Annotated in this window: 14 protein-coding genes and 1 pseudogene; 7 read left to right on the top strand and 8 right to left on the bottom strand. The window is 57.5% G+C overall.

Annotated elements, in window-relative coordinates:
* Positions 1 to 62: 62 nt before the first annotated feature.
* A complete protein-coding gene (locus EV102420_RS12450; RefSeq protein WP_042392188.1) occupies positions 63 to 500 on the bottom strand; it encodes a protein YbgS in 438 nt (145 codons plus the stop codon).
* A gap of 320 nt (positions 501 to 820) precedes the next feature.
* On the opposite strand from EV102420_RS12450, the gene aroG reads away from it, so the two are divergent.
* The gene (gene aroG, locus EV102420_RS12455; protein ID WP_042392190.1) at positions 821 to 1,873 is read left to right on the top strand and encodes a 3-deoxy-7-phosphoheptulonate synthase AroG; all 1,053 of its coding nucleotides are present in this window, start codon (positions 821 to 823) and stop codon (positions 1,871 to 1,873) included.
* Positions 1,874 to 1,914: 41 nt separating this feature from the next.
* On the opposite strand, the gene gpmA is transcribed toward aroG, so the two are convergent.
* The 7 genes from gpmA to modE form a co-directional block, all read right to left on the bottom strand.
* Positions 1,915 to 2,667, bottom strand: coding sequence for a 2,3-diphosphoglycerate-dependent phosphoglycerate mutase (gene gpmA, locus EV102420_RS12460; RefSeq protein WP_042392192.1), 753 nt, complete (start codon positions 2,665 to 2,667; stop codon positions 1,915 to 1,917).
* 207 nt (positions 2,668 to 2,874) lie between these two features.
* A complete protein-coding gene (galM, locus tag EV102420_RS12465; protein ID WP_042392193.1) occupies positions 2,875 to 3,915 on the bottom strand; it encodes a galactose-1-epimerase in 1,041 nt (346 codons plus the stop codon).
* Positions 3,909 to 5,057 (bottom strand): galactokinase, encoded by a 1,149-nt coding sequence (galK, locus tag EV102420_RS12470; RefSeq protein ID WP_042392196.1) that lies wholly within the window; start codon positions 5,055 to 5,057, stop codon positions 3,909 to 3,911. Before galK ends, galM begins: the two co-directional genes overlap by 7 nt.
* 2 nt (positions 5,058 to 5,059) lie before the next feature.
* Positions 5,060 to 6,106: a galactose-1-phosphate uridylyltransferase gene (galT, locus tag EV102420_RS12475; RefSeq protein ID WP_042392198.1), complete on the bottom strand. Its 1,047-nt coding sequence runs from the start codon at positions 6,104 to 6,106 to the stop codon at positions 5,060 to 5,062.
* Between the two features lie 10 nt (positions 6,107 to 6,116).
* Positions 6,117 to 7,133 carry a UDP-glucose 4-epimerase GalE gene (gene galE / locus EV102420_RS12480; RefSeq protein WP_042392200.1) on the bottom strand — a complete coding sequence of 339 codons (1,017 nt, stop codon included), beginning with the start codon at positions 7,131 to 7,133 and terminating at the stop codon, positions 6,117 to 6,119.
* Between the two features lie 191 nt (positions 7,134 to 7,324).
* The gene (gene modF, locus EV102420_RS12485; RefSeq protein WP_042392202.1) at positions 7,325 to 8,797 is read right to left on the bottom strand and encodes a molybdate ABC transporter ATP-binding protein ModF; all 1,473 of its coding nucleotides are present in this window, start codon (positions 8,795 to 8,797) and stop codon (positions 7,325 to 7,327) included.
* 72 nt (positions 8,798 to 8,869) lie between these two features.
* Positions 8,870 to 9,658 (bottom strand): molybdenum-dependent transcriptional regulator, encoded by a 789-nt coding sequence (gene modE / locus EV102420_RS12490; RefSeq protein ID WP_042392205.1) that lies wholly within the window; start codon positions 9,656 to 9,658, stop codon positions 8,870 to 8,872.
* 127 nt (positions 9,659 to 9,785) lie between these two features.
* Between modE and EV102420_RS21410 the strand changes: the two genes are divergently transcribed.
* The 6 genes and pseudogenes from EV102420_RS21410 (at position 9,786) to EV102420_RS12515 (ending at position 13,578) form a co-directional block, all read left to right on the top strand.
* On the top strand, positions 9,786 to 9,935 hold the full coding sequence (locus EV102420_RS21410) for an AcrZ family multidrug efflux pump-associated protein (RefSeq protein WP_042392206.1): 150 nt from the start codon (positions 9,786 to 9,788) through the stop codon (positions 9,933 to 9,935).
* Positions 9,936 to 10,107: 172 nt separating this feature from the next.
* The gene (modA, locus tag EV102420_RS12500; RefSeq protein WP_042392208.1) at positions 10,108 to 10,884 is read left to right on the top strand and encodes a molybdate ABC transporter substrate-binding protein; all 777 of its coding nucleotides are present in this window, start codon (positions 10,108 to 10,110) and stop codon (positions 10,882 to 10,884) included.
* Complete coding sequence (modB, locus tag EV102420_RS12505; protein ID WP_042392210.1) at positions 10,881 to 11,570, top strand: molybdate ABC transporter permease subunit; 690 nt, start codon at positions 10,881 to 10,883, stop codon at positions 11,568 to 11,570. The genes modA and modB overlap by 4 nt, the downstream gene beginning before the upstream one ends.
* 3 nt (positions 11,571 to 11,573) lie before the next feature.
* Complete coding sequence (modC, locus tag EV102420_RS12510) at positions 11,574 to 12,632, top strand: molybdenum ABC transporter ATP-binding protein ModC (RefSeq protein WP_042392211.1); 1,059 nt, start codon at positions 11,574 to 11,576, stop codon at positions 12,630 to 12,632.
* A gap of 171 nt (positions 12,633 to 12,803) precedes the next feature.
* Positions 12,804 to 13,264, top strand: a pseudogene (locus tag EV102420_RS22900) (STM2901 family protein).
* Positions 13,249 to 13,578 carry a DUF1493 family protein gene (locus EV102420_RS12515; RefSeq protein WP_106403929.1) on the top strand — a complete coding sequence of 110 codons (330 nt, stop codon included), beginning with the start codon at positions 13,249 to 13,251 and terminating at the stop codon, positions 13,576 to 13,578. The pseudogene EV102420_RS22900 and the gene EV102420_RS12515 overlap by 16 nt, the downstream one beginning before the upstream one ends.
* The last annotated feature ends 21 nt before the right edge of the window (positions 13,579 to 13,599 follow it).

Raw genomic sequence — 13,599 nt, forward strand, 5'->3', positions numbered from 1 at the left:
TATTTCCTCGCCACAAAAAAATAAGGAGAGCCTTAGCTCTCCTCATCGTCACATCAGCGTAATTACTGTGAAGTGCCGTCAGTTTTGGTATCAACGTCGTTGTTCATACCGTCACCGGTTTCAACTTTTTTATTCACGTCCGGGCAGCGACCGTCTTTACACATGCTGTTTTTATGGATGTCGTCTTTATCCATATGCTGGCCGTCAGCGCTGGTTGAGGCCCCACCGTTAGAGTGCAGCATGCCGCCAGTGGAGGAGGTACCGGTGGTGCCGGTAGTATTCGTCCCGGTAGAGCCGGTTGCTGCGTTGGTGTTACCGGTATTGATATCGTTATTGTTTACGTTGTTAGGCTGCAGATTCTCTTTAGCGCCCGGTGCTACGGCCCCGGCGTCTGCGGCAGCGTTAGCTGCGCCGTTGCTGTTGGATGCTGCGAGTGCTGCGCCGCTAGCCAGAGTCAGGGTAGTCGTCAGTAAAATTGTGGCCAGTTTATTCATTTTCATAATCGTGCTCCTGTTCTCGTCATTACATTGGATAGCGATATCCAACAGTGCAGATGCGAAACGGAATATTCGCTCAGTAGTGAAAGATGCCAACTCTTCCTAAAAAGGTAGAATGGAATCTGGTTAAAAAATAAAAACAAAGTGGTTACAGGTAAAAAGTTTAGCCACGTTGCCAGCGTTCGCTAGCGGCTAACCCTTTTTTATCACTTTTCAGGAATATTCCGTACTGAGTGTAAAAGCCCGTTTACACTTCCTGACTGAGCCGTTAGATTGGAGGTATTGCACTCTCTGACATAAGTATGGCAAACGCTGGAACGAACATGAATTATCAGAATGACGACTTACGCATTAAAGAAATTAACGAACTGTTACCCCCTGTCGCGCTGCTGGAGAAATTCCCGGCGACGGAGACCGCAGCCAATACGGTTTCTCACGCCCGTAAGGCTATCCATAAGATCCTCAAAGGTAGCGACGACCGCCTGCTGGTGGTGATCGGGCCGTGCTCGATTCATGACCCGGCTGCGGCCAAAGAGTATGCCGCTCGACTGCTGACGCTGCGTGATGAGCTTAAGGGCGAGCTTGAAATCGTAATGCGCGTCTATTTTGAAAAGCCGCGTACCACCGTGGGCTGGAAAGGGCTGATTAACGATCCGCACATGGACAACAGCTTCCAGATCAATGACGGTCTGCGTATTGCCCGCAAGCTGCTGCTGGAGATTAATGACAGCGGCCTGCCAGCGGCGGGGGAGTTCCTCGATATGATCACCCCGCAGTACCTTGCCGATCTGATGAGCTGGGGCGCCATTGGCGCGCGCACTACCGAATCTCAGGTGCATCGCGAGCTGGCGTCCGGGTTATCTTGCCCGGTAGGCTTCAAAAACGGCACCGATGGCACCATCAAGGTGGCGATTGACGCCATCAACGCTGCTGGCGCACCGCACTGCTTCCTCTCCGTCACCAAGTGGGGCCATTCGGCGATTGTGAACACCAGCGGCAACGGCGACTGCCATATCATTCTGCGCGGCGGTAAAGAGCCAAACTACAGCGCGAAGCACGTTGCCGAGGTGAAGCATGGGCTGGAAAAAGCCGGGCTGGCACCGCAGGTGATGATCGACTTCAGCCACGCTAACTCCAGCAAGCAGTTCAAGAAACAGATGACCGTGGGTGAAGACGTTTGTCAGCAGATTGCTGGCGGCGAGAACGCGGTGATTGGCGTGATGATTGAGAGCCATCTGGTCGAGGGTAGCCAGAGCCTGGAGAGCGGTGAGCCGCTGGTCTATGGTAAGAGCGTGACGGATGCCTGTATCGGCTGGGAAGATACCGACGCTATTCTGCGTCAGCTGGCCAACGCGGTGAAAGCGCGTCGCGGTTGATAACCATGCCCGGCAGCGTTATGCCGCCGGGCACGTCTTCATTACTTCGCTTTACCCTGGTTTGCTACCGCCGCCGCTTTTGCAGCGATTTCGTCAGCGTTACCCAGATAGTAGTGTTTGATCGGCTTGAAGTTTTCGTCGAACTCATACACCAGCGGTACGCCGGTCGGGATGTTCAGCTCAAGGATCTCATCTTCACCCATGTCGTCCAGGTATTTCACCAGCGCACGCAGGGAGTTACCGTGAGCGGCAATGATCACACGCTCGCCGCTTTTCAGGCGCGGCAGAATGGTTTCATTCCAGTAAGGGATCACGCGGTCGATGGTCAGCGCCAGGCTCTCGGTCAGCGGCAGCTCCTGCTCGGTCAGAGATGCGTAACGCGGATCGTGACCCGGGAAGCGCTCGTCGTCTTTGGTCAGCGCTGGCGGAGTCACCGCGAAGCCGCGACGCCACTGCTTAACCTGCTCGTCACCGTACTTCTCAGCGGTTTCCGCTTTGTTCAGACCCTGCAGCGCACCGTAGTGACGCTCGTTCAGTTTCCAGGATTTCTCTACCGGCAGCCAGGCCTGATCGAGTTCATCAAGGACGTTCCACAGGGTGTGGATGGCGCGTTTCAGCACGGAAGTGTAGGCAAAATCAAAACTGAAGCCTTCTTCTTTCAGCAGTTTACCCGCTGATTTTGCTTCGCTCACGCCTTTCTCGGACAGGTCAACATCGTACCAGCCGGTGAAGCGGTTTTCGTTGTTCCACTGGCTTTCGCCATGACGAACCAGAACGAGCTTAGTAACAGCCATACTCTCTCCTTAATAAACCTGATTGAATGATAACAATTCTCATTATATTGCCGAGGCGACGCCAGCAGCAACGCATAACCATTACCATAGCGAAAATAGTGGCGCAGTGTAAGGTGCTTGTGAAATCGGGGTTAGGATTTTGTCGGCAAACGGTGCTTATTTCAGCAGGATGGACAAAAAAAGCCCCGTCAAAACGGGGCTGTACGGCTACTGCGGAATAAACTGATACTCGGTGACGCTCACGTACTCTGCACCGGGGCGCAGGGTGGCATCAGGCTGCGGATATTCCGGGTGGTTCGGGCTATCAGGCAGGAACTCACTCTCCAGAGCCAGCCCCTGATACGCGCTGTACTCGCCCTGCTCGCGGGCAGGCGTGCCTTCCAGATAGTTGCCGGAGTAGAACTGCAACGCTGGCGCGGTGGTATAGACGCTCATCTGCAGCTTCTTATCCGCCGACCAGAGGTGCGCCGCGGGCTGGCTGACGTCGCCCTTCGCCTGTAGCAGGAAAGCGTGATCGTAACCCTTCACTTTCCGCTGATCGTCGTCCTGTAAAAAATCATCCGCGATGGTTTTCGGCTGGCGGAAGTCGAAGCTGGTCCCTTCAACCGCCTTCAGATCCTGATAGGGAATGCCGGTTTCATCCACCGGCAGGTACGCATCGGCCAGCAGTTGCAGCTGGTGGTCGCGCACGTCCGACTGCACGCCGTTGAGGTTAAAGTAGGCATGATTGGTCAGGTTTACCGGGCAGGGCTTATCCACGGTAGCGCGGTACTCAATCAAGATGCGGTTATCCTCCGTCAGGCGGAAGAGGGCGCTGGCATTCAGGTTGCCAGGGTAACCCTGGTCACCGTCGGGGGAGGTCAGGCTCAACAGCGCTTCGCTGTCGTTCTTCCGCACGATGCGCCAGCGGCGCTTATCAAAGCCTTCCGGCCCGCCGTGAAGCTGGTTTTCGCCCTGGCTCGGCAGCAGCGAATAGCTCTGCCCGTCAAGGGTGAAGCGGCTTTTGGCGATGCGGTTGGCGTAGCGGCCTACCGATGCGCCCAGATAGGCGGTCTGTTCCACGTAGCGCTGGGGCGTATTGCAGCCCAGCAGCGTTTCACGTACCGACCCGTCCGGCATCGGCACGCGAGCAGAGAGCAGGGTCGCGCCCCAGTCCATCAGGGTCACCACCATCCCCGCGCCGTTGCGCAGGGTGATTAAACGGTATGCCAGCCCGTCCGGGGCCAGCGCTGGGGTTTCGTTTAGCACTGTCCGGCCCCCTCTGATGCTTTGCAGACGTAGAAGGTCTCTTTGATACCGGTTTTGGCTTCATACTGTGCCGCTACCGCGTCCTGAACCTGGGAAACCAGCGCTTCCGGCACCAGCGCCACGATGCAGCCGCCGAAGCCGCCGCCGGTCATACGCACGCCGCCTTTATCGCCGATGGTCTCTTTAACAATCTCCACCAGGGTATCGATCTGCGGCACGGTGATCTCGAAATCATCGCGCATGGAGGCGTGGGACGCTGCCATCAGCTCACCCATCCGTTGCAGATCGCCTTTTTCCAGCGCGTCGGCCGCTTCCAGGGTGCGCTGGTTTTCAGTCAGCACGTGGCGCACGCGTTTGGCAACGAGCGGATCCAGCTCGGCGGCCACGGCGTTGAACTGCTCCAGAGAGACATCGCGCAGGGCAGGCTGCTGGAAGAAGCGCGCTCCGGTTTCACACTGCTCGCGGCGGGTGTTGTACTCGCTGCCAACCAGGGTGCGTTTGAAGTTGCTGTTGATGATGATCACCGCCACGCCCTGCGGCATAGAGACCGCACGGGTGCCCAGGGTGCGACAGTCGAGCAGCAGAGCATGATCTTTTTTGCCGAGGGCAGAGATCAGCTGGTCCATGATGCCGCAGTTGCAGCCCACGAACTGGTTCTCCGCCTCCTGGCCGTTGAGGGCAATCTGTGCCCCGTCCAGCGGCAGGTGATAAAGCTGCTGGAAGACCGTACCTACAGCCACCTCCAGCGAGGCCGACGAGCTTAAGCCCGCGCCCTGCGGCACGTTGCCGCTGATCACCAGATCCGCGCCGCCAAAGCTCTTATCACGGTTGAGCAGGTGCTTCACTACGCCACGGACGTAGTTCGACCACTGCTGGCTGTCGTGGGCAAGGATCGGCGCATCGAGTGAGAACTCATCGGTCTGGTTGTCATAGTCGGCGGCGATAACGCGCACGGTGCGATCCGTCCGCGGCGCGGCGCTGATCACCGTCTGGTAGTCGATGGCGCACGGCAGCACGAAGCCGTCATTGTAGTCGGTATGCTCGCCGATCAGGTTGACACGGCCCGGAGCCTGAAACGTATGCGTGGCAGGGTAGCCGAATTTCTCAGCAAACAGAGATTGTGTTTTTTCTTTCAGACTCATGGTTAAACTCCTGATTCGCGAAAATGGATATCACTGACCGCTCGCAGGCGCTCGGCGGCCTGTTCCGCCGTCAGATCGCGCTGGGTCTCCGCCAGCATCTCGTAGCCGACCATAAATTTGCGCACCGTTGCGGAGCGCAGCAGCGGCGGATAGAAGTGGGCGTGCAGCTGCCAGTGTGAATTCTCTTCGCCGTTAAACGGTGCCCCGTGCCAGCCCATGGAGTAGGGGAAAGAGCACTGGAACAGGTTGTCATAGCGGCTGGTTAACTTTTTCAGGGCCAGGGCGAGGTCGCTGCGCTGGTCGTCGCTGAGATCGGTAATGCGCAGCACCGGGGCTTTCGGCAGCAGCAGCGTCTCAAACGGCCAGGCTGCCCAGTAGGGCACCACCGCCAGCCAGTGCTCGGTCTCGACCACGGTGCGGCTGCCGTCGGCCTGCTCGCGCTTCACGTAGTCCAGCAGCATCGGTGTGCCGTTGGCGGCAAAATAGTCCCGCTGCAGACGGTCTTCCCGTTCGATCTCGTTGGGCAGGAAGCTGTTGGCCCACACCTGACCGTGCGGATGTGGGTTAGAGCAGCCCATCGCCGCGCCTTTATTTTCGAACACCTGCACCCAGGGATAGGTCTCACCCAGCTCGGCGGTCTGCGCCTGCCAGGTCTGGACGACCTCCTCCAGCGCCGGGAGGCTGAGCTCCGGCAGGGTTTTGCTGTGGTCCGGCGAGAAGCAGATCACCCGGCTAACGCCGCGGGCGCTCTGGCAGCGCATCAGCGGATCGTCACTCTCAGGCGCATCCGGCGTATCGCTCATCAGGGCGGCAAAGTCGTTGGTAAACACGAAGGTGCCGGTGTAGTCCGGGTTTTTATCGCCGGTGACGCGGGTATTGCCGGGGCAAAGGAAGCAGTCCGGATCGTGCGCTGGCAGCGTCTGCTGAGACGGCGTCTCCTGCGCGCCCTGCCATGGACGCTTGGCGCGATGAGGTGAAACCAGGATCCACTGACCGGTCAGCGGATTGTAACGGCGATGGGGGTGATCGACCGGGTTAAACTGTGTCATAGGATCCTCCTTAATCCGCATAGCCCTGCGGGTGACGTGACTGCCAGCGCCAGGTGTCCTGCGCCATCTCATCGAGAGAGCGGGTGACGCGCCAGTTCAGCTCTTTATCGGCGCGGCTAGCGTCGGCCCAGTAGGCAGGCAGATCGCCTTCGCGGCGCGGAGCAAAGTGATAGGTAATCGGTTTGCCGCAGGCTTTGCTGAAGGCGTTAACCACGTCCAGCACGCTGCTGCCCACGCCTGCGCCCAGGTTATAGATATGCACCCCGGCTTTGCCAGCCAGCGTCTGCATGGCGGCTACGTGGCCATCGGCCAGATCCATTACGTGGATGTAGTCGCGTACGCCGGTGCCGTCTTCGGTCGGGTAGTCGTTGCCAAAGATAGCCAGCGACTCACGGCGGCCTACCGCCACCTGAGCGATGTAGGGCATCAGGTTGTTCGGGATACCCTGCGGATCTTCACCCATATCGCCCGACGGATGCGCGCCAACCGGGTTGAAGTAACGCAGCAGGGCAATGCTCCACTCCGGATCGGCTTTTTGCAGGTCGGTGAGGATCTGCTCTACCATCAGTTTGCTCTTGCCGTAGGGGCTTTGCGGCGTACCGGTGGGGAAGCTCTCCACGTAGGGGATCTTCGGCTGGTCGCCGTAGACCGTAGCCGATGAGCTAAAGATAAGGTTTTTGACGTTAGCCGCACGCATGGCAGCCACCAGGCGCAGGGTGCCGTTAACGTTGTTATCGTAGTACTCCAGCGGCTTCGCCACGGATTCGCCAACCGCCTTCAGGCCAGCAAAATGGATCACCGTATCGATAGCTTGCTCGCGGAGCACATCGGCCAGCAGCGCTTCGTTACGGATATCCCCCTCGATAAAGGTGGCTTCTTTACCGCCCAGACGGGCGATGACCGGCAGTACGCTTTGCTTACTGTTGCAGAGGTTGTCGAGAATAACGACGTCGTGACCGTTTTGTAACAGCTGTACGCAGGTATGACTGCCAATGTAACCGCTACCACCTGTAACCAGAACTCGCATATTTGGCTCCATTAACCCTATGTTATCTAATTACGATAGCATAACAGAGATGTAAAAAGTGTGACATGAACGAAAGTAGTGGAATCGCTTACACTCAAAAAGCGCAGCGGAAAAGGCGCTTTAAATGCTATGAAAAATCAAGCAATTAAAGCGCGCTTATGCGCCTGGTCTGAAAAATAGCAACGAAATGGCTAAGCCGGTTGATCGATCAGGTAGCGATAGCTATCCCCCTCAGGGATGAAATGCAGCCGGTGAGTAATACAGGCGGGAGCGTCCTGAGCGTGATGGGAAACGAACAGCAGCTGGGTTTCGCCCTGGCCTATCAGCACGTCAACAAAGCGGCGGATCAGCTGACGGTTGAGGGGATCGAGCCCCTGTAAAGGCTCATCGAGGATCAGCAGGGTAGGGTGCTTAACCAGCGCCCGGACGATCAGCGCCAGCCGCTGCTGCCCCCAGGAGAGGCTATGGAAAGGGGCATCGGCGGTGCGGGCATCGATACCTAAAATATCTAACCACCCCTGGACCAGCTTCTGCTGCTTATCCGACACCGCCTGGTAGATGCCAATCGAGTCAAAATAGCCGGAGAGGATCACGTTACGCACCGTAGTGCTGACCCGATACTCCAGATGCAGGCTGCTGCTGACGTAGCCGATATGCTTTTTGATATCCCAGATGGTCTCGCCGCTGCCACGACGTACGCCAAACAGGGTCAGGTCGTTGCTGTAACCCTGCGGGTGATCGCCCGTAATCAGGTTGAGCAGGGTCGATTTGCCCGCGCCGTTGGGGCCGATAATCTGCCAGTGCTCGCCGGGTTTCACGGTCCAGCTCAGATGGTTAATGATGGGCCGATCGTTGTAGGAGACCACGCCATCGTTAAGCACAATGCGCGGGCTATCCGCCGCCAGCAGGTGGTGGGCGGGGGGCGCATCCGGCGGCGGCAGAGCCATGCCCGCTAGCGTCTCGCTGTGCGCCAGCTGGGCAATCAGGGCCTGCTCCAGCAGAGCCTGCTTTGCGCCGGTTTCGCTCAGGGTGCAATCCACCAGTACTCCGGCGTTGGCGACAAAATCTGGGATCTCATCGAAGCGGTTAAGCACCAGCACGAGGGTGATACCCTGGGCATTGAGCTGACCCAGCAGATCCGCCAGCTGGCCGCGAGAGGCGACGTCCAGCCCGTCAAAAGGCTCGTCCAAAATCAATAGCTCGGGATCGGCCATCAGCGCCTGGCACAACAGGGTCTTGCGCGTTTCGCCGGTAGAGAGGTACTTAAAGCGGCGATCGAGCAGGGCGCTAATGCCGAAGCGGGCGGCCAGATCGGCGCAGCGTGTCGGATCCTGCACCTCATCCTGAATAATCTGCGCCGTGGTGCGGCCGGTATCCTCTTCCCCAGGGCTGAGCAGATCGGTGTTATTCCGCTGCCACTCGTCGCTGACCAGCTTCTGCAGCTGCTCAAAGGAGAGGCGGGTGACGCGGGTGAAGGTGCTCTCCCGCGTGCCTTTCAGCAGGGTAAGCTCACCGGCCAACGCTCTGGCGAGGGCCGATTTGCCGCTGCCGTTGGTGCCGACAAAGGCCCAGCTTTCTCCGGCACGCAGGGTGAGGTCGCTGATAGCGAGCGTGCGTGTATCGCTAAGACGAAACGTGCCTTGCGAAATATGCAATAACGACATGACGTATCCCATTTTTTGCAGCAGTAGTGGACAGAGATACGTGCTGTCGTCAGGATTGTCAATGCCAGCGGCTTAGCAAAGGGTGGCGACGATGACCCGGTCAGCACTGAAGTAGGCGATCGCTTCGCTCTCTATCCTCAGTCGGTCCGCCTGCTCCCGCGTGACGGTGGCGCACAGCGTCTGCCCGTCCGGGAGGGTCATCAGCACTTCACTCTGCGCCTCGCCGTGCTCAATATGGCTGATGCGTCCCGGCAGCTGGTTATCGGCCCCGTCGGCAGCGGCGCTATCCTGGGTAATATTGACCCACGGCGCTTTTAACAGCACCAGCACCTCTTTGCCCTCGTCTAAGCCGAGACGCTCACCGCTGCGGGCGGTCAGGGCGACCTTCAGCCGGGTCGTGCCGTCCGCGAGCAGCACGTCGACGTGCTGTTGAATCTGGGAATGCTCCCGGCCAGTGACCGTGCCGAACCACTGGTTGCGGGCGCTGGTCTGCAATGAGAAGCGGGAGATGGCCGCCAGCAGGCTGTTGAGGGGCAGGGCGTCGTCGTCGCTGAGCACGTCGAAGGCTTTCTGCTGGATCTGCGCCAGCAGCTCGTAGAGCTGGATCAGCCGCTGGCCGTAGCGCGTAAGCTGCGCGCCGCCGCCGCCTTTACCGCCGGTGGCGCGGTCTACCAGCGGCTGCTCGCTAAGCTGGTTCATCTCGTTAATGGCGTCCCAGGCGCTTTTATAGCTGATGCCGGCGTTCTTTGCGCCCTGGCTGATGGAGCCGGTCTGTTCTATCTGTTTGAGGAGAGTAATGCGTCGGGGATCGGCAAACAGCCGCTGCTGGAGCCGGAGGGTAAGGAGGATTTCAGCCTGCATAGTCAATCCTTGCAAAAGGGGTATTGTGCCGTAAATGCGCACCGGCGCAATGGGCATCGCACAAAAGGGACGTGTAATTCCGCGCCACCAGGTTAGAATGATAACTTCACTATATCTGGAGTAGACCATGTTAGAGTTATTGAAAAGTCTGGTATTCGCGGTGATCATGGTACCCGTGGTGATGGCCATCATTCTGGGGGCAATCTACGGCCTCGGCGAAGTGTTCAACATTTTTTCCGGCATCGGTCACAAAGACCGGTCCAGAGAGTCCCGCTAGTTTCTTAAAAACGCCCGCTGCTGCGGGCGTTTTGCTATTCAAGCTTTTTTATCCGTTGCCGATATCTGTTTTACACCGGGGTTACCGCTTAAGCGGTACAAATTAACCCTGTAAAAACCCGAGGGTTATCGTTATATTGTGAAGTATATAACGTTACTCACAGGAGTCAGATATGGCACGTTCGGGATTACGCTTGTTAGCAGGCGCAACGTTAACCCTCTCACTCGCGGGCCATGCCCTGGCGGACGAGGGGAAAGTCACGGTATTTGCTGCCGCGTCGCTGACGAATGCGATGCAGGATATCGCTACCGCCTATACGAAAGAGAAAAAAGTTAAGATTGTCTCGTCGTTTGCCTCCTCCTCAACGCTGGCACGTCAGATTGAGGCCGGTGCGCCTGCCGATCTCTTTATCTCTGCCGATCAGAAGTGGATGGACTACGCGGTAGAGAAGAAAGCGATTGATACTGCAAGCCGTGAAACGCTGCTTGGCAACAGCCTGGTGGTGGTTGCGCCAAAAGCGAGCGCCCAGGGCGAGATCGCGATTAACGATAAAACCAACTGGACCAGCCTGCTGAAGGGTGGCCGTCTGGCGGTAGGCGATCCGGAGCATGTCCCGGCAGGCATCTACGCCAAAGAGGCGTTACAGAAGCTGGGTGCCTGGGATACGCTGTCGCCGAAGCTTGCTCCGGCAGAGGACGTCCGTGGCGCGCTGGCGCTTGTAGAGCGCAACGAAGCCCCGCTGGGCATTGTCTACGGCTCTGATGCGGTCGCTAGCAAGGGCGTGAAGGTGGTCGGCACCTTCCCGGAAGATTCGCATAAAAAGGTGGAATACCCGCTGGCTATCATCGACGGGCATAAAGACGCCACGGTAAGCGCGTTTTATGACTATCTGAAGGGCCCGCAGGCTTCTGAAATCTTTAAACGTTACGGATTTACGACGCACGAATGATATTGACCGATCCCGAATGGCAGGCGGTATTGCTGAGCCTGAAAGTCTCCTCCCTGGCTGTTTTCTTCAGCTTGCCCTTTGGGATCTTCTTTGCCTGGCTGCTGGTGCGCTGTACGTTTCCAGGCAAAGCCCTGCTCGATAGCCTGCTGCACCTCCCGCTCGTGCTGCCTCCCGTGGTAGTAGGTTACCTGCTGCTGGTGGCGATGGGTCGCCGGGGCATCATCGGCGAGTGGCTCTACGACTGGTTTGGACTCACCTTTGCCTTTAGCTGGCGTGGCGCGGTGCTGGCGGCGGCGGTGATGTCGTTCCCGCTGATGGTGCGGGCCATTCGCCTGGCATTGGAAGGGGTTGACCTCAAGCTGGAGCAGGCGGCGCGTACCCTTGGGGCCGGACGCTGGCGGGTCTTTATGACCATCACGCTGCCGCTCACCCTGCCGGGCATTATCGTCGGGACGGTGCTGGCCTTTGCCCGCTCCCTTGGCGAGTTTGGTGCGACCATCACCTTTGTCTCTAACATCCCCGGCGAAACGCGCACCATTCCGTCGGCGATGTATACTCTGATCCAGACCCCCGGCGGCGAAAGCGCGGCGGCGCGGCTCTGCCTGATCTCCATCGTGCTGGCGCTGATTTCGCTACTGGTGTCCGAGTGGCTGGCGCGGCTTAGCCGCGAGCGGACGGGGAGATAGATCATGCTCGAACTCGATTTTACCCAGACGCTGGGCACGCACCGGCTGCGCGTCGAGGCGAATTTGCCCGCCAGCGGCATCACCGCCATCTTTGGCGTCTCCGGGGCCGGAAAAACCTCGCTGATTAACGCCGTCGGCGGCCTGACGCGCCCGCAGCAGGGGCGCATCGTGCTCAACGAGCGGGTGCTAAACGATACCGAGAAAAAAATCTGCCTGCCGCCGGAGAAGCGCCGGATTGGCTACGTCTTCCAGGACGCGCGCCTTTTTCCGCACTATAAGGTGCTTGGCAACCTGCGCTACGGCATGGCGAAAAGCATGGCCGGACAGTTTGACCGGCTGGTAGCCTTGCTGGGGATCGAGCCGCTGCTTGACCGGCTGCCGGGCAGCCTCTCCGGCGGGGAGAAACAGCGGGTGGCGATTGGCCGGGCGCTGCTTACCGCCCCAGAGCTGCTGCTGCTCGACGAGCCGCTAGCCTCATTGGACATCCCCCGCAAGCGCGAGCTGCTGCCTTACTTACAGCGGCTGGCGCGGGAGATCAATATCCCGATGCTCTACGTCAGCCACTCGCTGGATGAAATCCTGCATCTTGCTGATAAGGTGATGGTGCTGGAAGCCGGAGAGGTGAAAGCCTTTGGCAACCTGGAGGACATTTGGGGCAGCCGGGTGATGAATCCGTGGCTGCCGCCAGAGCAGCAGAGCAGCGTGCTGAAGGTCAGCGTGCTGGAGCACCATCCGCACTATGCCATGACCGCACTGGCGCTGGGCGATCAGCACCTGTGGGTCAACAAGCTCGATAGCCCGCTACAGACGGCGCTGCGCATCCGCATTCAGGCCTCGGACGTGTCGCTGGTATTGCAGCCGCCGGTCAACAGCAGCATCCGCAATATCCTGCGAGCGAAGGTGGCCCAGTGCTACGACGACCAGGGCCAGGTTGAAGTCCAGCTGGAGGTGGGTAGCCGCACACTCTGGGCGCGTATCAGCCCGTGGGCCAGGGATGAGCTGGGCATCAAGCCTGGCCTGTGGCTCTACGCGCAGATCAAGAGCGTCTCGATCACCACCTGATCAGAGCAGGTGGATGCCATTCAGTACTTTAGTCTATATGCCATTGACCAGTTTTGACTTTGCAATGGGTGAAGTGGTACGTAGACAACTGCGTCCTCATAAAAATCGGTAGTTAGAACGAAAGTATTGTGTGTTGTATCATTATTCGTCATGGTTAGAAGGAACGAGTAAATGGATACTACTGAAACACTGAATGGTACGTACTTCTACGGCGGGCTATCAAACCTAACACCACAACAGCTATGGTGGGCTATACCATCGCTGTTGTAAGCGATCATCTCGGGATCTCAGCGGTTGATGCTGCACTGGTTATATCAGGACAACCAATTTTAACTACGAGGGGTAAACCTCATGGAACAACTCCAGGAACATCAATTGCCTCCAAGTACATCAGCACATGGCTGAACTATAAACTGCCACGTGGGATCAGATTACCAACGTTGACAGGTAAAACCATCAGCTCGTTACATTTTAGCTCCACCAATAACTTGGGGCGTTTCGTCGGTCGTAATGTACCTTGGCTCGGTTGGGCTATGACGTTTACAACGATTTATAACATTCAAAGAGATGTTAGAGATACCTATAACCGTGTAGCGGCCCCTAAAGATCGCATTCAGTGGACGTACTTCTAATGAGAGATATCGAGAAAGAGATTATTAATTTCATCGATCAGGAATATAATCCTAAAAAGTATTTTATTTTTGGACCAAAGCGAACTATCACGCTTGATACGAGCATCAGGGATGATCTCAAACTCGTTTTCGAAGACAGCGAAGAGTTATTAAAAGAGTATTTCAAGCGTTGGAACGTAGATTCAGAAGGATTTGAAATACTTAATTATCTGAACCCAGAATATCTTGGAAGTAAAGAGCCAGATCCGCATAAACCACTAACAGTTGGTATGCTCGTTGAAAGCGCTAAAGCTGGACGTTGGTTATATAATTGAATAAATCATTAATATTCATTT

This window comes from Pseudescherichia vulneris NBRC 102420, from assembly GCF_000759795.1.
Taxonomy (GTDB): Bacteria; Pseudomonadota; Gammaproteobacteria; order Enterobacterales; family Enterobacteriaceae; genus Pseudescherichia; species Pseudescherichia vulneris.

Coding starts and splice junctions, on each gene's coding strand:
- modA (WP_042392208.1), top strand. CDS start 10,108: ATGGCACGTTCGGGATTACGCTTGTTAGCAGGCGCAACGTTAACCCTC.
- galK (WP_042392196.1), bottom strand. CDS start 5,057: ATGAGTCTGAAAGAAAAAACACAATCTCTGTTTGCTGAGAAATTCGGC.
- modC (WP_042392211.1), top strand. CDS start 11,574: ATGCTCGAACTCGATTTTACCCAGACGCTGGGCACGCACCGGCTGCGC.
- galT (WP_042392198.1), bottom strand. CDS start 6,106: ATGACACAGTTTAACCCGGTCGATCACCCCCATCGCCGTTACAATCCG.
- aroG (WP_042392190.1), top strand. CDS start 821: ATGAATTATCAGAATGACGACTTACGCATTAAAGAAATTAACGAACTG.
- modB (WP_042392210.1), top strand. CDS start 10,881: ATGATATTGACCGATCCCGAATGGCAGGCGGTATTGCTGAGCCTGAAA.
- modF (WP_042392202.1), bottom strand. CDS start 8,797: ATGTCGTTATTGCATATTTCGCAAGGCACGTTTCGTCTTAGCGATACA.
- modE (WP_042392205.1), bottom strand. CDS start 9,658: ATGCAGGCTGAAATCCTCCTTACCCTCCGGCTCCAGCAGCGGCTGTTT.
- EV102420_RS21410 (WP_042392206.1), top strand. CDS start 9,786: ATGTTAGAGTTATTGAAAAGTCTGGTATTCGCGGTGATCATGGTACCC.
- gpmA (WP_042392192.1), bottom strand. CDS start 2,667: ATGGCTGTTACTAAGCTCGTTCTGGTTCGTCATGGCGAAAGCCAGTGG.
- EV102420_RS12450 (WP_042392188.1), bottom strand. CDS start 500: ATGAAAATGAATAAACTGGCCACAATTTTACTGACGACTACCCTGACT.
- galE (WP_042392200.1), bottom strand. CDS start 7,133: ATGCGAGTTCTGGTTACAGGTGGTAGCGGTTACATTGGCAGTCATACC.